Below are 18,068 nucleotides of genomic sequence, written 5' to 3'. Positions count from 1 at the left end.
TGGTTGTCGTCCCTTTTGATAAGACGCTGGAGTAATTAGGTAAGCAAATATGAGTAAACTCACTGCCAATATAAGGAAAAGAGGTCGTGGTTGTTGAGCAAAATAAAAATAGATAAGATACAAGGCAGAATAAAAACTGGTACAGGCGAGTAGGGCTAAAACAGACATTAAAATATCATCCTTTATTGTTATTTGATCAGGTCGAGATACATCGCAGCAGATTAACATTATCTCTGACTTAATTTTAAAATTGTGCGAAAATAGAGTTTCTATTTATTTTTGTTTTAGGACTCCCATGACAGATTCTTCTGCTTCATTAAGTGATATTGAAATTTTAGACATTCTTCAGTCGATGAAATCGGATGAACTGGATGTTGAAGCACAAAAAATCATTCGTGATGGTGGAAAAGCAGGGCGTCAAGAAGCACATAAACAGGCATTAGTTGCTTTACATCAAAGCTTTGAAGACAAACTTGTTGAAGCAGTGACTTTGGCTTTAAATTTAAATGAAGCGCAAGCCAAGAAAATTCGTTATAAGAAAGATCGTGTTCGTATTTTAAAAGCTAAAGGTATCGATTATTTAGCCATTGATGGTGCAGAAACGGCTCAAGTGCTATCGCAAGTTGCTCAAGCGATTATTCGTGAAGATGCCACCGTGACGCGTGACCTGCATAATATTTTCCCTTTCTGGAAAGAAGGCTGGCCAATGGTGCAGTTCGATAGTGCCTATAAAATTTTAGAAGATGACATTTCAATTCATTATCAAGCATTGCTCGATGTCTTGATTCATCCTTAATTGGATTTGATTCTAAATAACTCATCTTTTAAATAGATGATGATGAAAAAATCTATTTAAAATGAAAAAAAGCCGATATAAATATCGGCTTTTGTCTATTAGTGTAGAGTTGAATAGAGTGGGAATACACCGAGCAACATGGCTGCAACCAGCATCACTAAACAGGTCAGAATCGCCCATTTAATGGTGAACTTTTGATGCTGTCCAAATTCGATACCAGCCAATCCACATAATAAATAGGTAGAAGGAACTAATGGTGAGAGTAAGTGTACAGGTTGGCCGACAATTGAAGCACGCGCCATTTCTACAGGTGTAATACCATAATGACTTGCCGCTTCTGAAAGAATCGGTAACACTCCATAATAGAAAGCATCATTCGACATAAAGAAGGTCAAAGGCATACTAATCACAGCAGTAATTGGCGCTAAGAAAGGCCCCATACTTTGTGGAATAATCGCCACCAATTCTTTAGACATCGCATCAACCATGCCTGTCCCTGAAAGAATCCCAGTAAAAATCCCTGCAGCAAAAATAATACCCACAACGTTTAAGGCACTACCTGCATGATGAGCAACCAAAGATTTTTGCATATCGACATCTTTATAGTTCACAACCAATGCAATACAAAGCGCTATCATAAATAAGATCGGTAAAGGCAACACACCTTTCACCAAACAGATCATCAGTACAACGGTTAATAAACCATTGAACCATCTTAAATGTGCACGATTCGCTTCTGGGTTACTTGAAATTTGAATGTCATCACCATGACTAACATCAAGTTCAATAATACCTAAGCGTTTACGTTCCATACGGCCATACATAAAACCGACAAAGTAGAGCCAAAGAATAGCAGCCAGCATTGGTAGAACCATAGGTACAAAGATTTCACTCGCCTCTACATGCAGCGCACTTGCAGCACGTGCTGTTGGCCCACCCCACGGGGTAAGGTTCATGATTCCGCTTGCCAGCATCATTAAACATGCCATGATCAACGGACTCATACCTAATTTTTTATAGAGTGGGAGCATCGCTGCCACACAAATCATGTAGGTGGTTGAACCATCACCATCAAGAGAGACGATGAGTGTCAGAGTAATGGTACCAATTACGACTTTAAGTGGATCACCTTTGACCAGCTTTAAGATAAATTTTACAGAAGGATCAAACAATCCCGTGTCAATCATGATGGCAAAATAGAGAATTGCAAAAAGTAGCATTACGCCTGTTGGTGCAAGTTTTTTCACACCGTCAAGCATCATTTCACCGAGCTGTTTGATTTCTAAATGCCCAAGGCTATCGAAATAGAAGCTAAGACCGTAAGCGATTAATGCAAATAAAATTGGAATAAGTGTGAGTGCTGCAAGTGCAGTCATTCGTCTAGACATGATTAAGTACATAAAGCACAAAATCATGCCCAAACCTAATACGGTTAGCATAGTTCGATCCTTGAATGAGACTTTTTTAACAGAAGTCTTTTAGTTTTTTAAGCAGAAGCATGCTAATAGTTATTTGATTAAATTAAAATATCCTTGTAGAAATACTGAATTCAGTACTATTTTTTAAATAAATAGAGTATTCAAAACAGATATTTAAAAATGAATATTATTTTTGCACCAAAATGGTTATAAAATATAAATTATTGATTTTTAAATTTATTATTTTTTTTGATTTTATAAATTGTGTTCATGTTAATTTTCATATTTTTAAAATTTATAAATCAAAAGCCCATAATCTAATCAATAACCTTCTGGAAGTTTTAATCTTAAAGCGCCACTTTTCATAAAAAAAGCTTAGTAAGGTAATTGCTAAGCTTTAAATACGCTAAAGAAACTTATTGTGAAGAATCTTCTGATGTTGATGGTTCTGCTTTTTCAAGTAATCGTGTGACAAGTAGCTGGTCAATTTTAAAATGATCAACATCGACCACTTCAAATTTATAACCACCAAAAATCACTGTGTCAGCTGGTTTAGGAATTTTTCTTAACTGATACATCATAAAGCCTGCCAGTGTTTCGTAGTTCTCTTCATCTGGCATCTCATCAATGGCTAAAGCATGCTTCATGTCTTCAATTGGGGTACTCCCATCAATCAACCATGAGTTGTTATCCCGTTTAATGATTTGTAGCTCTTCATCCATTGGTGTAACCCAGTCGCCCATCACTGTGATCATGATATCTGACAGGGTAATAACACCAACCACAAGTGCATATTCATTAAATACCACCGCAAATTTTTCTTTGCTTGAGCGGAAGCGGTCAAGAAGTTCAGAAAGGGTCAATGAGTCAGGAATGGTTAATACTGTACGAATAGTTGATTCATGTAATTGATTAATTTTCTGGTTATTCAGAATACGCACTAAAATATCTTTGGCATCTACATAGCCAATCACTTGATCAATGGTTTCGTTACAAACTAAAAACTTAGAATAAGGGTATTCAGCTAGCTTTTGGCGGATACTTTCTTCAGGCTCTTTTAAAGTGAAAAACACCACATTTTCACGTGGGGTCATACTGGATGGAACATTACGTTCTTCAAGCTCAAATACATTTTCAATAAAGTGATGTTCTTGCTTTTGTAAAACACCTGCCTGAGCACCAGCATCCATTACCGCTGAAATATCATCAAAGGTAATGTTGTCTTCACGTGTTGTATTGACTTTAAACAAGCGGAACAACAAATTAGCCACCGCATTGATAAACCATGCTAAGGGTTTACAGACCACGATAAAGATCTGGATGGGATTAATGACTGAAACCGCAATTTTTTCTGGTGCAATCATTGCCATACGTTTTGGCATTAAATCGGCAAAAAGAATAAACAGTGAAGTGACTAAAGTAAATGAGAGGACAAAGCTAATGGTTTCTGTCCAATTTCCAACATAGAAACGCGAGACAAATTCAAGAAAATAAGGGCGAAAGGCACCTTCACCTAAAATACCGCCAAGAATAGCAACAGCATTTAAACCGATTTGGGATGCGGCAAAGAAATCGGCAGAGTTTTGCTGTAAGTCTAGGACTTTTTGTGCTCGCTCATCGCCAGATTCGGCAAGAATTTTGAGTTTAACTTTACGCGCACCTGCAAGGGCGATTTCAGTTAAAGATAAAAAACCAGCTCCTGCGATGAGGACAGCGATGATTAGGATATTCTGGAACAGGCTCACGAATCCACCTATGGATCATCATTATTATGAGATATTTTTAACACATAAAAGGGGGTGGTAGTGAGTAACACACTACCGATCTGGAATTAGTATAAGCTTGAAATGATAAGAATTTAAGAAAATTCCTATTAATATTGAGAAAAATGCGAATTATTTTGCATAAATTCACGATTTTCTTCTTCAATCATTTGACGTGCAACATAAAGAATCAGTTGGCGTAACCAACGATGTGCAGGATGATGATGAAGTAACGGACACCATGCCATTTTTAATTCAAATTCTGGAATGTAAAAAGGCGGATCTTTAATGAGTAAATTTTGGCTTTTGGCCTGCAAACGTGCGATACGGGTTGGTAACGTCGCAATCAAATCAACATTTGAAGCCAACAATGCTGGCATTTGATAATGACGGGTAAAGACTGAAATTTTACGCTTTTGACCAATTCGCTCTAAAGCTTGATCGATCCAACCTAATCCTGCTTGTTTCTCAGGATTCACACCAAAACCAACCCCCATACCTGTTTTTGATACCCAGATATGTTGTGCATCTAAATAACTTTTAAGATTTAAATTACTCGAAGCGGGATGTTTGTTATTGAGTAAGCAAGAGAAACTGTCACGCCACACTAAAACTTGATGAAAACTTTGCGGGATTTCATTAAAACGGTTGATGGCTAAATCAACTTTACCTTGTTCCATGTCACGATATGACACGTCACTTGGTGTTAAAAAGTCGAGTACAACATTCGGTGCTTCTGAGCGCAACGCTTTGACTAGGCGAGGAACAAGTGTCGCTTCGGCATAATCAGAGGTCATAATACGGAATACACGGTTTGAGGTATAAGGTCGGAACTCAGTACGAGGTTCCAAAATCATTGATAAATCAGACAGTGCGTCACGGATGCGGGGTTGTAATTCTAAAGCACGTTCTGTTGGTGTCATACCTTCAGAAGAACGAATTAAAAGAGGGTCATTAAATAAATTACGAAGACGACGTAAAATATTACTCATTGCGGGTTGGGTAACACCAAGCTGTTCAGCAGCACGAGTCACATTTTTTTCACGTAAAAGAACGTCAAGGTAAATTAAGAGGTTGAGATCGACCCGCTCCAGATTCATAAAAAAAATACCGAAAATAAAATTTAGAAATCACAGGGGATTATGCCATAAGGAAATGCTTTTGTGTAAAAAGTAGATAAAAAAACAGCAGGCGATTTATTGTTGTAGAAGGATCAAGATTTATTGTCTTAGTTTTGAATAGAGATGCATGCTTGAATAAATCTTAATCTCCTCATTATACCTCAAGACCAGCAGATTTTTGAGCAGTAACACCATTTATCGATGAATGAATTAGATTATTATACTTTGTATAATTATTGATCATTCAGGGTATTTTTATATCAAAAAAAACCAGTTCTGGTTTTTTTGTTACAAGCTCAGACTTAAGTCTAATAGCGATAAAATCAGTAAATTGCCTTATATTTAAGCAAAACATGGGCGGCCGCTATTTATATAAAATTTTATAAATTAAAGGTTTATTGGTTTTTAATATAATTATAATACGACTTTGATCTACATATTTTTTAAATAAATACTGAAAATTAACTCAGAATATTGGATTAATTTGAGGAGTCAATCTAAGCTAAGACCATAACAACGAAGTGTTCTAAATCTGAACAAACAAATACCGAGTGGATTTAGCTCTTCGATTGATGAAATCCTAATATTATTACAGGAACATATCATGACTACATACCAAACAGCGATTGATGCAATCCGTGAATTAAAAGCAAAATTCGGAAGCACATGGCGCGATATTAGCCCAGAAGATGCTGCGCGTATGCAACTGCAAAACCAATTCAAAACTGGTTTAGATATCGCTAAATATACAGCTGCGATCATGCGTCGTGATATGGCTGAATATGATGCTGATTCTAGCAAATACACTCAATCTTTAGGTTGCTGGCATGGTTTTATTGCGCAACAAAAAATGATTGCGAACAAAAAATATTTCGGTACTACAAGCAAACGTTATATCTACCTTTCTGGTTGGATGGTTGCTGCACTTCGTTCAGAATTCGGTCCACTTCCTGACCAATCTATGCACGAAAAAACTTCTGTACCTGCTTTAATCGCTGAAATCTATACATTCTTACGTCAAGCTGATGCGAAAGAACTTAACGATTTATTCCGTGCGCTTAAAAAAGCAAACGAAGCTGGTGATACTGCTAAAGCTGCTGAAATCACTTCTCAAATCGACGGTTTCCAAACTCACGTTGTGCCAATTATTGCGGATATCGATGCTGGTTTCGGTAACGAAGAAGCGACTTATTTACTTGCACGTAAGATGATTGAAGCTGGTGCTTGTGCACTACAAATCGAAAACCAAGTATCTGATGCTAAACAATGTGGTCACCAAGCTGGTAAAGTAACAGTTCCACATGAAGACTTTATCTCTAAAATCCATGCATTACGTTATGCTTTCTTAGAAATGGGTCTTGATGACGGTATCATCGTTGCGCGTACTGACTCTGAAGGCGCTGACTTGACTCAAAAAATCCCAGTGGTTAAAGAGCCAGGTGATATTGCTTCTCAATATATCAGCTACTTAGACACGACTGAAATTGATATTGCTGATGCTCAAGAAGATGAAATCTTAATTAAACGTGATGGTAAATTACACCGTCCTAAGCGTTTAGCTTCTGGCTTATATCAGTTCCGTGAAGGTACTCAAATTGACCGTGTTGTACTTGACTGTGTGTCTAGCTTACAAAACGGTGCAGATCTTCTTTGGATCGAAACTGCGACTCCAAACGTTGAAGAAATTGCACACATGGTTAACCGTGTACGTGAAACAGTTCCAAATGCGAAGCTTGTTTATAACAACAGCCCATCATTCAACTGGACTTTAAACTTCCGTCAACAAGCTTACGATCGTTGGGTTGCTGAAGGTAAAGACGTTTCTGCTTATGACCGTGCTAAATTAATGAGCGCTGAGTACGATGCTTCTGAATTGGCTGCTGATGCTGACTCGAAAATCCGTACATTCCAAGCAGATGCTTCTCGTGAAGCTGGTGTATTCCATCACTTGATTACACTTCCGACTTACCATACTGCTGCGCTTTCTACTCATGAGCTTGCACAAGGTTACTTCGGTACTGAAGGTATGTTAGCTTATGTTGCTGGCGTACAACGTAAAGAAATCCGTGGTGGTATCGCTTGTGTTAAACACCAAGCAATGGCGGGTTCTGACATCGGTGATGATCACAAAGAAATCTTCTCTGGTGACAATGCACTTAAAGCGCATGACGATGCTAAAAACACAATGAACCAATTCGCTGCTCACTAAGCACTGATTTGATTCGAAGAACCCAGCGTAAGCTGGGTTTTTTTATGGCAGAAGATAAGCAATTGTAGGGTTTGAGATTGCTAGCTTTAAATGATATCAACCAACAAGATGTACACTTGAGCTGGTAAATAGGGGGGATATTGAATAATAATTATAAAAGTAAGCATACTGCTATTTGAAGTAAATCAAGATTGGGTGAAATTAAAATATGGTTAAAGACTGAATGAAATAGTGTGGCTCTATAAAAGTTTATTTATTCATGTTGATGTGTATAAGTATTTAAATCATTGTATTCAATAGTGATGAGGATACGTTTGAGAATTTTGAGATATACATTGAGAAAAAGAGGGCTATATAAAATAAAAATGCCCAATGAAATTCATCAGGCATTTATTGATTAACAATATTGAGTTGTATCGTGTTATTCGCGTATTTAGTTGTTAAGCAAACTTTGCCAATACGTCTAAGAAACCTTCTTTTTGACGCGGATATTCTGCGATCACATCATGAATACGTTGACCTTCAGGATTAGTTGCATTGATGTCTCGACCATCAGCAACAAATTTGGTCAACAAACGTTCATAGTCAAACGGGCGCATATGTTTAAATGCGTGATAAAGTACATGAAAATCTGTATTAGTACCTTCAGGAGGAAGTTGATCTAAATAGGCAAATACACGCTCGTCTGACCATTCTTCATTGAACGTTGCTGGCTGTGAAAGTGCCATAACAGCATCTCCTCAAAATAAAATAATTCTAAATCAAATGATTGATTTGCAGCATTATATAAACCTTATTGAGCTTTTGTTTAATAAGGATAAATACAATATTTAGCTGAAAAAAATCTAAAATAAAAAGGGCAAAATATATTGCATGAGTAAAAGCAATGCTTTTTGACTCTGCCCTATATTTTGCCCTGAATCAATTCACTTGACTAATCAATAATGAAATTATCGTTCTTCAGGTAAATTGATATTCATTTCCAACATTTCAATGTTGGCTTCAGAACGAACTTGCATTTGAATATGCTGTTCATCCACACCACGGACATAACGATTAACCACTTGCATAATTTCTTTCTTCATTTGGTCAATCTTGTCTTGGCTTAAACGTTTGCCCAAACCGTTTTCAGAAGCAACAATAACTTTTAAGCGGTCTTTAGCAGTTTGGGCGCTAGATGGTTTGTCATCATTGCTAAAAAGTTTACTCCAAAATCCTGCCATTTCTACGCTCCAAATAACCGTGCTAACCAACCCTTAGGTTTCACTGTAATATGTCGATAAGGACGTTCCTCACCCAAGAAACGCGCAACTAAATCATCATATGCTTGCCCAGCAGATGCTTCTTGGTAAAGAATGACAGGTTTACCTTCATTCGATGCCTGAAGCACGCTAGGGCACTCTGGAATGACGCCTAAAGTTGGTACACGTAAGATATCTTTTGAGATATCATCAATGGTCAACATTTCTTGTTTATCGGCACGTTCAGGGTTAAAACGCGTAATACATAAATGCTTACGAACACGCCCTTCGTTGTTTTCTACTTTTTTCGTCTTACTGTCGAGCATACCGATAATACGGTCTGAATCTCGAACAGAAGAGATTTCTGGGTTTGTTACAATAATTGCTTCATCTGCATGATACATAGCTAAAATCGCACCACGCTCAATCCCCGCAGGTGAGTCACAAATAATATAATCGAACTCTTGCGAAAGCTCATCGATTACACGAGCAACACCATCATCGCTCAACGCATCTTTATCACGGGTTTGTGATGCAGGTAAAATATAAAGATTTTCAATATCTTTATCACGAATCAATGCTTGTTGTAAGCGTGCTTCGTTATTGATGACATTAACAAAATCATACACCACGCGGCGTTCACAGCCCATGATCAAATCTAAATTACGCAAACCCACATCGAAATCAATCACAACAGTTTTATGACCACGTAGGGCTAATCCTGTTGCAAAAGATGCACTCGTCGTAGTTTTACCTACGCCACCTTTGCCTGATGTAACGACAACAATTTTGGCCACCGAATCCACTCCTGTTATGGTCATTTTACCCGATTAAACGAGTTTTATATGGTGTTAATTTATACCTTAAAATTGCAAAGCTTCAAACACTAGCTCTTGCTGGTCATTCAAGTAAATATGTACAGCCTTTTTAATGACATCTTGAGGAATGTCATCTGCCACACAATATGTTCCTGCAATAGAAACCAATTCGGCTTCTAGTGAATGACAAAAAATTCTTGCAATGGTGTTACCACCTGCGCCTGCAATGACTCTACCACGAACACTGCCATAGATATGTATATTTCCTGAAGCAATCACTTCCGAACCACTGTTAATGCCAGCATTCAGTATGATGTCCCCATGATCTTGAACTAGGCATTGACCAGTTCTTAAAATTTCATCATGGTATGAGGTTATATGACTCAATGTTTTAGGTGTATCAACGCTTGCATTTGGGATCGCCACAGTTGGAGCTTTTACTGGTGTTTCAACCACTTGCTCTTTCGTCGGTTTAATCCGTTGCAATGGACGATCGGCAGGCAAGACTGGAAATTGAATTGCACGTGCTTGATCACCCAATAAACCATCAATCACAGCCATAGGCTGTAAATCTAGACTGATAATGAGTTGAATCAGGGCAATAAGCTCTTGTTCAACTGTACTATCAATAATGACTAAAGCCCCTTGATAAGAGGTTTCACTCATCATTGAAGTTAATTGCTGGCGGATGGCATCATGATCATTAGTATCGAAGGTTAATCGGGTAAAATTAACCATTCTGCCTGTAATCCGTATATCAGCCATAATTATTCCTTAAAAGGCGTGTGACCTAAATTTTCTATCTAAGCGTCAAAAATTGTGAAATAGGGCAAATGCTAGAACATATTGAATGATTTCTCTAGCAAAGATACAAATATTTTCAATGAATTGCTTATTCTTTGAATCACTTAATCTTTTACTTGATCATTTTTTTCTAATTCAAGCTGCCATTGTTTTACTTTCACTTGTTTCCTTAACGATTCTAAACTTTCATAGACCACAGATTCAACCAGTTCTTCAAGCTTCTGATTTTCAATATTTAACTGGCTTAATTTGGTTGAAATCAGTTGATAGGTCGCGTTTGGATTGTGTAGATTGCCTTCTGTAAAAGGTTCAACCAATCCTTGGGTAATGTTCTCACCTAACTGTTGCCCAATATTTTGAATCTGATTTTCAATCATACTGCCTGCAATTGGGATCATGCGCAATAACTGGGTCAATTGCGGGGTGTCCTCAATCGCTTGACGTACAATCTGTCCGACATTATGGGTAATCACATGACTTTGTGCTTTTAGTTCAGTGGCCAAAGACTCTTGTAAGACTTCAGCTAAAGTTTGTGCAAAACGATCTCTATGATGATCAATTAAATCATGAATGATTTTTTTATGACTTGAGCTGGTGTCTAATTCTTGTTTAATTCCATCAATGACTGTAATCACAACACGATCAGATAATTCTTCCATCAGCACTCGATAATAAAACAGCACACGTTTTAGAATGTTATCGGGAATAACCTTATAACCTAACTCATGAAAATGATAAGCAATAATACCGACGCGAATTAAACGTAAAAAACGTAAATAAGGAATAATCGCTAAAATTTCGTACCAATGAATAAATGGAAAGAAAAACCAACGCGCATGGTGTTTGTTGATAATTGCGATGAGCCAGCGAATGCCTAATTCAACAATCAAAAAGGTAATAAACCAGCTTTCCGTTTTAATCACCCATGGATGCAGATCTGTTTTGTAATACTGTAAAACTTGCGGTAAATGAATTTCATTGAAAAGCCAGTCACCAAAATTACTCATTAAAAAAGCGTTGGCACATAAACAGAATAGGTTGAAGACGATGATAAACATCATAAAGATGTCATAACCAAAAGCGATCCACCATCCTCGTGACATATCGTTTTTCGTTTCTGTACTGTTTTCGAGTGGTGGAACTTGCTCTGTCATATCCATCCTATTCTGTGGTTTTTTCTTCAATTGAACGTTAGTGGTTATATTTTTGTTTTATGGCGCTAATCAGTTGATCTTTTTCAGTCCATAAATCATCAACCCAGTTTTGAAAGCGTTCGCGATATTCTGCATCATCTTCATAATTGCCACCCAATACCCATTCAGGAATCTCAATTTTACGCATATTGACCACAATTCGTGGTACTTCACCTAACCAAAATTCTCCATAACCGGGTGCACCATCTGGATAAACAATGGTCATGTCCACCAGTGCGTCAATCTTATCACCTAAGATATTTAAAGCGAGTGCGAGTCCACCTGCCTTAGCTTTAAGTAAATTGGTAAAAGGGGATTGTTGTTGAGCATGTTTTTCTGGGGTAAAGCGTGTCCCTTCAAGATAATTGAGCAATGTGAAAGGTTGGCTTAATAACTGTTCACAGGCTTTACGTGCTTCTTCCATATCACGTGTTTTCAGTTCAGGATTCTTTGCAATCTGCTCTTTGGTATGGCGTTTCATCATTGGAAAGCCAAGAATTTTAAATGCTTGCCCGACAAACGGTATAAAAATAAGTTCCCATTTGGTGAAAAAACGGGTGAGTGGCATACGGGTTAGACCAAAATACTGGTTTACTGTGGTATCGACCCAACTTTGGTGGTTACAGGTCATTAAATAACGACCTTGCATATTTAAATCCAAGTTTTCATCAACGGTAATGTCCCATTGTGTTTCGGGAAGAACATGATCAATCAACCAATTATTGACACTTAACCAACTATTGGTGATATTGATATTGGTTTCATCCACTTTTTTTGACTTTTTAAATAATTTGGTCAAGCCTAAAGCTAAAACAGGTGGGCCGTGAAAAAAAGTACTGCCAGTAATCACTGAGCCAACGGTTAAACCTTTCGTAATTTTTTTTAAAATAGGTTGCTTCTGCTGTTGAGATGACATAGAACAGTCCTAATGATTTATTGTGAGTGCCAGTTCAAGCGACTAGATATTTTTTACTGCTACGTTGCGACATTGGAAACCATGTTTATCATTATTTAGAATGAATAAATTTCGTATTTGTTGCCTCGTATCACCAGAAATATACATAATCGCAAACATAGACGAATTGTCCACAGCCCTTAAATATAATCGTTACAATGCAATTTAAAAAGACACATTTAATGACTATGTATAAATTATGATGATCACTTTTGTAAATTTCATTGTAAATATTACAAAATGTAAAAAAAGACGTGATTGTTAACAAAATGCCTATAGTGGCACTTTGTTTTTTATACCAAAATTAAGTTAACAAAAAACACAACTTGGAGGCATGCAATGCGTGCACTATTAATTACAACACTTACAGCAGGGGCTTTAGTACTTTCTGGCTGTCAATCAACTGGTAATAACATCGGTGGTATGGAGTACGACAAATCTGCTATTGGTGGTTTGATCGGTGCAGCAGCGGGCTATGGTTTGTCTCGTGGTAATGCAAACTCATCTGCACAAAACAATCGTGCAGCAGCAATTGGTGCGCTTTTAGGTGCGGGTACTGGTCTTTATTTAGACAATAAAGAAAAGAAATTACGCCAACAAATGCAGGGTACTGGTGTAGAAGTTAACCGTAATCCAGATGGTTCTGTAGCTTTAGTTATGCCAGGTAGCATTACATTTGATACCAACAAGTCATCAATTAAGCCGAATTTCTACGGTACTTTAAATAAAGTTGCTCAAACTTTAATGGAAGACAACAAGAGTGTAATTCTTGTTACGGGTTATACCGATAATACAGGTAATGATTCAATCAATATTCCATTGTCTCAAAACCGTGCATACTCAGTTGCAAACTACCTTAAAGGTAAAGGCGTGCAAAGCCGTATTGATACTCAAGGTTATGGTTCACAAAACCCAATCGCAGATAACTCAACTGCAGCGGGTCGTGAACAGAACCGTCGTGTAGAAATCAGCATTTATGCGGCAAACTAATATGCAACAAACCAAGAAATCGCAATAAAAGTAACGTATTTTTTGGTTGAAGGCATTGAGTTGAAAGCATTGAAAAGGAGTCATGGTTCGCTATGATTCCTTTTTTTATTTTCCAAATTTTTGCTTAAATCTTATCAATTTGTTTAAGCATGAGGTTAAGGTTTTTTATCATTATAACTAAAGTCGATGCGGTGACAGTCTTTCTTCTTGCTGCAATGAGTTATCCGTTATGATGGCTTTGGGTGATAGCTTTTGGTTAAGCTTTCGCCACTTGATCACCAGTCAACTGAATAACAACAACTCATAACAAAATAGAGTATTGAAATAAGAAGGTTTGAAACTAAAGCAGAATTTAACTGAAATGATTTTTATCTGGTTTTTATATTGGAAAAATTCAAATTAAGCATTTTGCAACTCTACTTTAGATGACTATAATCGAGCTCGAAGTTTTTAGAGGATGAACAATGTCGAAAGCAAGTCAACTGAATGACAAGCAACTTGAAGCCATGAAATATACTCAAGGACCCTTGTTAGTACTTGCAGGGGCGGGTTCAGGTAAAACCTCAGTAATTACAAGAAAAATTGCGTATTTGGTCCAGCAGTGTGGGATTCCTGCGCATCGAATTACCGCAATGACCTTTACCAATAAAGCTGCACGTGAAATGAAAGAACGTGTGGGTAAGTTGTTGGGTAAAGAAGAAGGGAAAGGACTTTCAGTTTCGACCTTCCACACCTTTGGTTTAAATTTATTACGAATTGAGCTGAAAAATACCCCACTTAAAAATAATTTCTCAATCCTTGATGCAGATGACTGTAAGCGTATTCTTATGGACTTGATGCATCGTGATAATTTATCGGGTGCTGAAAGCAAAGAATTGATTGCTAAAGCCATGAAGAAAATTTCTGATTGGAAAAATGATTTGATTGTGCCTGAGCAAGCACATACGACTTGTGAAACACCAGAAGATGTGCAGTTTGCCCACTTGTATCAATTATATGAACGAAATTTACGTGCTTATAACGCTGTAGATTTTGATGATCTGATCGTGATGCCAACACGTCTCTTACAAGACAATGCAGAAGTTCGTGATCGTTGGCAAAACCGGGTTCGCTATCTACTCGTGGATGAGTATCAAGATACCAATACCGCGCAATATATTTTGGTAAAATTATTGGTCGGTGTGATGGGGCAGTTCACCGCTGTAGGTGATGATGACCAATCCATTTATGCATGGCGTGGCGCAAAGCCTGAAAATATGGCATTGCTAAAAGAAGATTTCCGCAATTTAAAAGTGATTAAACTGGAGCAAAATTACCGTTCTACCAGTCGTATTTTAAAAGCCGCGAACCATGTCATTGAAAATAATCCACATATCTTTGATAAAAAGTTGTGGAGTGATAAAGGTCATGGTGAAGTCATTCGAATCATCACCTGTCGTAATGATGATGATGAATCTGAACGTGTGGTAAAAGACCTGCTCACGCATAAATTGATGAATGGTAAAAACTGGAAAGATTATGCGGTGTTGTATCGCGGAAATTTCCAAGCACGTGTATTGGAAACTCAGCTACGTCAAATGCAGATTCCATACAAGCTCTCTGGTGGTCAATCTTTCTTTGGTCGTGCAGAAATTAAAGATGTGATGAGCTACTTACGCATCATCATTAACCCTGAAGATGACAGTGCTTTCCTTCGTATTATCAATACGCCTAAACGTGCAATTGGCCCAGTAACACTTGAGAAGTTAGGTCTTTTTGCCCAAGAAAATCATTTATCACTGTTGGCTGCGGCAAGTGATCAACGCTTAACTATGGTGATGCCGAAAAAGGCCACCACACAATTGGCTGAGTTTGCTGGCTTTATCAATGATTTCACTCGTGAATTGTTAGATGACGATGAACCTGTTCCTAAAATTCGTCAAATGATGAATGATGCAGGCTATATCGATTATTTACGTGAAACGGCTGCAACGCCTGCACAAGAAAAAACCAAGATTGATAATGTGGAGATGCTCTATACCAGTATTCAAAGCTTAATCAATCGTGCTGAAGATGTAGATGAAAAGAACATTGAAAGTGTGATTCGTAAAATGGTGTTGCTGGATATGCTTGAGCAGCAGCAGGAAGATGAAGACACTGATAAGGTCAACCTGCTGACATTACATGCATCTAAAGGTCTGGAATTTCCATTTGTTTATATTATGGGCTTAGAAGAAGAGCTTCTGCCACATAAGAACTCCATTGCCGCTGAAACGATCGAAGAAGAACGCCGTTTGATGTATGTAGGCATTACCCGTGCACAACAAGGTTTGACCTTAACTTTGGCTGAGCAGCGTAAAAATGGTGGGCAAATGAAACAAATGACCCCAAGCCGCTTCTTAGATGAATTACCACAAGATGAGTTGGATTGGTTAGGTCGTAAGAAAAAATTAGCTGAAAATGTTGATCCTAAGCAACAGGCACAGCAATATTTACAAAACTTAAAAGCGTTATTAAAACGTTAATTTTTTAAATCAGTTTTTTTATTTTTCTTTCGATTTGCTTTTAAACAGATCGGAAGAAATAAAAGCACCTTTAACAGCTTTATTTAACCAAGGATTTCAATATGAAAGTTCAAGTAAAAGTACTTGATCAACGTTTAGGTCAAGAATGGCCAATGCCAACATATGCAACAACAGGTTCAGCGGGTTTGGACTTACGTGCATGTGTAGAAGAAGCGATTCAAATTGAACCTGGTCAAACTGTGTTGGTTAAAACAGGTATGGCCATTTATATTGAAGATACTAATTTTGCTGGTCTGGTTTTACCACGTTCGGGCTTGGGCCATAAGCATGGGATCGTATTGGGCAACTTGGTGGGCTTAATTGATTCAGATTATCAAGGCGAATTGATGGTTTCTGTTTGGAATCGTGGTCAAACCACCTTTACTTTAGAACCAGGTGAGCGTTTAGCACAGTATGTTTTAGTGCCTGTAGTTCAAGCGCAATTTGATATTGTAAGTGAATTTGAAGCGACTGAACGTGGTGCGGGTGGTTTTGGTCACACTGGGAAGAACTAAGTTTTTCTCATCATTTTAAAGCCTGATTTATCAGGCTTTTTTAATATTATGTTTATTTGTAACAAAAAGTATGTATAACGCTGTATATAAAATTGAATATATTATCAAGAGTTTTTTAGTATATTGCATTTGACCCGATATAAATATTTTCATATAAATGAATTGCTTGCTTATCATTAGAGAGATTAAGCTGACGAAATAAAGGGTTAAGCAAATAGAAGTTTTGCTTATGAAAAAGATGAATGATTTTCCTTTTCAGATTTTCCGCGCCTATGATATTCGTGGAAAAGTTGAAATGATGCCACCTGAATTGATTCAGGCAATCGCATATGCTTTAGTTGATCAACTGATTGAAAAGGGTCAATCAAAAATCACCTTAGGATACGATGCACGATTAAGTAGTCCTGCGTATGCTCAAATTATCAAACAGGTATTTCAAAATAAAGACATTGAAGTCACTGAAATAGGGTGTTGTGCTACGCCACAATTGTACTTTGCTGCAAGAAATACGCAGGGCAATGGCATTATGGTGACAGCGAGTCATAATCCAAAAACCGACAATGGTATTAAATGGATTATGCAGTTTGAGCCACCGTCTCCTGAAATGATTCAAAACATAGGCACTCAAGCAAAAAGTTATCTGCAAAGTGAGCAGTTTCCATTGCTTGATACAGGATCGTTTGTTCAAACAGCGGCTCATCAAATTAAATCTGAATTTTGTTTATCCTATAAATCTGCATTATTAAAAGATATTCACTTAACCCGACCGCTCAAAGTCGTGATTGATGGCTTAAATGGTTCAGCAGGCTTTTGTGCCAATCTTGTTTTAAAAAAATTGGGCTGTGAGGTGATTGCATTACGCTGTAATGCTGATGGAAACTTCCCTGACCATGCACCAGATCCTTCACACGCCACACATTTAGAATTATTACGACAAAATGTACTCAATCATCAGGCAGACATTGGTATCGCTTTAGATGGTGATGGCGATCGCGTGGTTTTATTGGATGAAAATGCCCATATTATTTCAGCTGATCGGCTCTTAGCATTGTTTGCCCAAATGTGTTTAAAAGATCATCCACAGCATGAAATTGTGTTTGATGTGAAATGTTCATCTATGGTACGTCAAGTGGTTGAACGTTTGGGCGGTCAAGCCAAGATGATTCGAACTGGTAGCAGTTTTTTACGCAAATACATGTCGCAATCAAAAGGCCAGGCTGTCTTTGGTGGTGAGTACGCAGGTCATTATGTATTTAATGATGGGCGTGGACTTGGTTATGACGATGGTCTATATGCTGCCTTACGTGTGATGGAATACTTATGTGGTTTCCCTCAAGCAACATTGTCTGAAATCTTAGCTTGTTATCCAGATCGTTTTTATACTGAAGATACTTATATTAGTACCCACCGTACTGATCCGAAAATTGTTTTGAATGAGATCGAACAGCTCAGTCAACAATTTGGTGCTGAGCTGAGTAAAATCGATGGTGTTCGCCTTGATTTTGAGCATGGTTTTGGCATTATTCGGGCATCAAATACAGGTGAATATTTTACCGTACGTTTTGATGCAGATTGTCCAAATTGTTTAAATGAAATTCGTCAGACATTTGCGTCTATGCTCAGTGATCGTTATCCTATGATCGCCCAAGATATTCTACAGGCACACTGATTTCTTGCATCATCCATATTCATCAGTCTAATT

15 protein-coding genes are annotated in these 18,068 nt (G+C 37.6%); 6 read left to right on the top strand and 9 right to left on the bottom strand.

Annotation, left to right across the window (positions count from 1 at the left end):
* The first annotated feature begins 295 nt into the window (after positions 1-295).
* Positions 296-796 (top strand): hypothetical protein, encoded by a 501-nt coding sequence (locus CQZ96_RS09540; RefSeq protein ID WP_004722775.1) that lies wholly within the window; start codon positions 296-298, stop codon positions 794-796.
* A gap of 98 nt (positions 797-894) precedes the next feature.
* On the opposite strand, the gene CQZ96_RS09535 is transcribed toward CQZ96_RS09540, so the two are convergent.
* From CQZ96_RS09535 to CQZ96_RS09525, 3 genes are all read right to left on the bottom strand, one after another.
* Complete coding sequence (locus CQZ96_RS09535) at positions 895-2,235, bottom strand: CitMHS family transporter (RefSeq protein ID WP_004722773.1); 1,341 nt, start codon at positions 2,233-2,235, stop codon at positions 895-897.
* 395 nt (positions 2,236-2,630) lie between these two features.
* Complete coding sequence (locus CQZ96_RS09530) at positions 2,631-3,959, bottom strand: hemolysin family protein (RefSeq protein WP_056514641.1); 1,329 nt, start codon at positions 3,957-3,959, stop codon at positions 2,631-2,633.
* Between the two features lie 128 nt (positions 3,960-4,087).
* Positions 4,088-5,077 (bottom strand): LysR family transcriptional regulator, encoded by a 990-nt coding sequence (locus tag CQZ96_RS09525; protein ID WP_004722769.1) that lies wholly within the window; start codon positions 5,075-5,077, stop codon positions 4,088-4,090.
* Between the two features lie 625 nt (positions 5,078-5,702).
* Here CQZ96_RS09525 and CQZ96_RS09520 point away from each other — a divergent pair.
* A complete protein-coding gene (locus CQZ96_RS09520; RefSeq protein WP_105713227.1) occupies positions 5,703-7,307 on the top strand; it encodes an isocitrate lyase in 1,605 nt (534 codons plus the stop codon).
* A 440-nt stretch (positions 7,308-7,747) separates the two neighbouring features.
* Here CQZ96_RS09520 and CQZ96_RS09515 read toward each other — a convergent pair whose 3' ends face one another.
* From CQZ96_RS09515 to CQZ96_RS09490, 6 genes are all read right to left on the bottom strand, one after another.
* Positions 7,748-8,035, bottom strand: a complete 288-nt coding sequence (locus CQZ96_RS09515; RefSeq protein ID WP_004722766.1) for a PA4642 family protein — start codon at positions 8,033-8,035, stop codon at positions 7,748-7,750.
* A gap of 222 nt (positions 8,036-8,257) precedes the next feature.
* Positions 8,258-8,530, bottom strand: a complete 273-nt coding sequence (gene minE / locus CQZ96_RS09510; RefSeq protein WP_004722763.1) for a cell division topological specificity factor MinE — start codon at positions 8,528-8,530, stop codon at positions 8,258-8,260.
* A gap of 2 nt (positions 8,531-8,532) precedes the next feature.
* Complete coding sequence (gene minD / locus CQZ96_RS09505) at positions 8,533-9,345, bottom strand: septum site-determining protein MinD (protein ID WP_004722761.1); 813 nt, start codon at positions 9,343-9,345, stop codon at positions 8,533-8,535.
* 66 nt (positions 9,346-9,411) lie between these two features.
* Positions 9,412-10,131: a septum site-determining protein MinC gene (gene minC, locus CQZ96_RS09500; protein WP_105713226.1), complete on the bottom strand. Its 720-nt coding sequence runs from the start codon at positions 10,129-10,131 to the stop codon at positions 9,412-9,414.
* Between the two features lie 143 nt (positions 10,132-10,274).
* On the bottom strand, positions 10,275-11,324 hold the full coding sequence (locus CQZ96_RS09495) for a hypothetical protein (RefSeq protein ID WP_004722756.1): 1,050 nt from the start codon (positions 11,322-11,324) through the stop codon (positions 10,275-10,277).
* Positions 11,325-11,361: 37 nt separating this feature from the next.
* Positions 11,362-12,279, bottom strand: coding sequence for an acyltransferase (locus CQZ96_RS09490; protein WP_105713225.1), 918 nt, complete (start codon positions 12,277-12,279; stop codon positions 11,362-11,364).
* Positions 12,280-12,657: 378 nt separating this feature from the next.
* Here CQZ96_RS09490 and CQZ96_RS09485 point away from each other — a divergent pair, with 378 nt between their 5' ends.
* The 4 genes from CQZ96_RS09485 to CQZ96_RS09470 all read left to right on the top strand — a co-directional run bounded on the left by CQZ96_RS09485 (position 12,658) and on the right by CQZ96_RS09470 (position 18,035).
* The gene (locus CQZ96_RS09485) at positions 12,658-13,308 is read left to right on the top strand and encodes an OmpA family protein (protein ID WP_056514630.1); all 651 of its coding nucleotides are present in this window, start codon (positions 12,658-12,660) and stop codon (positions 13,306-13,308) included.
* 464 nt (positions 13,309-13,772) lie between these two features.
* Positions 13,773-15,812: a UvrD-helicase domain-containing protein gene (locus CQZ96_RS09480; RefSeq protein ID WP_004722749.1), complete on the top strand. Its 2,040-nt coding sequence runs from the start codon at positions 13,773-13,775 to the stop codon at positions 15,810-15,812.
* Positions 15,813-15,913: 101 nt separating this feature from the next.
* Positions 15,914-16,366, top strand: coding sequence for a dUTP diphosphatase (gene dut / locus CQZ96_RS09475; RefSeq protein WP_004722748.1), 453 nt, complete (start codon positions 15,914-15,916; stop codon positions 16,364-16,366).
* A gap of 229 nt (positions 16,367-16,595) precedes the next feature.
* Positions 16,596-18,035, top strand: a complete 1,440-nt coding sequence (locus CQZ96_RS09470; protein WP_105713224.1) for a phosphomannomutase/phosphoglucomutase — start codon at positions 16,596-16,598, stop codon at positions 18,033-18,035.
* The last annotated feature ends 33 nt before the right edge of the window (positions 18,036-18,068 follow it).

The sequence above is a fragment of the Acinetobacter sp. MYb10 genome, assembly GCF_002980175.2.
In the GTDB taxonomy this organism is placed as follows: Bacteria; Pseudomonadota; Gammaproteobacteria; order Pseudomonadales; family Moraxellaceae; genus Acinetobacter; species Acinetobacter guillouiae.
Note: the sequence above shows the minus strand (reverse complement) of the source record. Positions and strands in the feature narration are given on the sequence as shown.

What these genes read in the sequence shown, in the direction of transcription:
- CQZ96_RS09540 (WP_004722775.1), top strand. Translation starts at nt 296, where the DNA reads ATGACAGATTCTTCTGCTTCATTAAGTGATATTGAAATTTTAGACATT.
- CQZ96_RS09535 (WP_004722773.1), bottom strand. Translation starts at nt 2,235, where the DNA reads ATGCTAACCGTATTAGGTTTGGGCATGATTTTGTGCTTTATGTACTTA.
- CQZ96_RS09525 (WP_004722769.1), bottom strand. Translation starts at nt 5,077, where the DNA reads ATGAATCTGGAGCGGGTCGATCTCAACCTCTTAATTTACCTTGACGTT.
- CQZ96_RS09520 (WP_105713227.1), top strand. Translation starts at nt 5,703, where the DNA reads ATGACTACATACCAAACAGCGATTGATGCAATCCGTGAATTAAAAGCA.
- CQZ96_RS09515 (WP_004722766.1), bottom strand. Translation starts at nt 8,035, where the DNA reads ATGGCACTTTCACAGCCAGCAACGTTCAATGAAGAATGGTCAGACGAG.
- minE (WP_004722763.1), bottom strand. Translation starts at nt 8,530, where the DNA reads ATGGCAGGATTTTGGAGTAAACTTTTTAGCAATGATGACAAACCATCT.
- minC (WP_105713226.1), bottom strand. Translation starts at nt 10,131, where the DNA reads ATGGCTGATATACGGATTACAGGCAGAATGGTTAATTTTACCCGATTA.
- CQZ96_RS09495 (WP_004722756.1), bottom strand. Translation starts at nt 11,324, where the DNA reads ATGACAGAGCAAGTTCCACCACTCGAAAACAGTACAGAAACGAAAAAC.
- CQZ96_RS09490 (WP_105713225.1), bottom strand. Translation starts at nt 12,279, where the DNA reads ATGTCATCTCAACAGCAGAAGCAACCTATTTTAAAAAAAATTACGAAA.
- CQZ96_RS09485 (WP_056514630.1), top strand. Translation starts at nt 12,658, where the DNA reads ATGCGTGCACTATTAATTACAACACTTACAGCAGGGGCTTTAGTACTT.
- CQZ96_RS09480 (WP_004722749.1), top strand. Translation starts at nt 13,773, where the DNA reads ATGTCGAAAGCAAGTCAACTGAATGACAAGCAACTTGAAGCCATGAAA.
- dut (WP_004722748.1), top strand. Translation starts at nt 15,914, where the DNA reads ATGAAAGTTCAAGTAAAAGTACTTGATCAACGTTTAGGTCAAGAATGG.
- CQZ96_RS09470 (WP_105713224.1), top strand. Translation starts at nt 16,596, where the DNA reads ATGAAAAAGATGAATGATTTTCCTTTTCAGATTTTCCGCGCCTATGAT.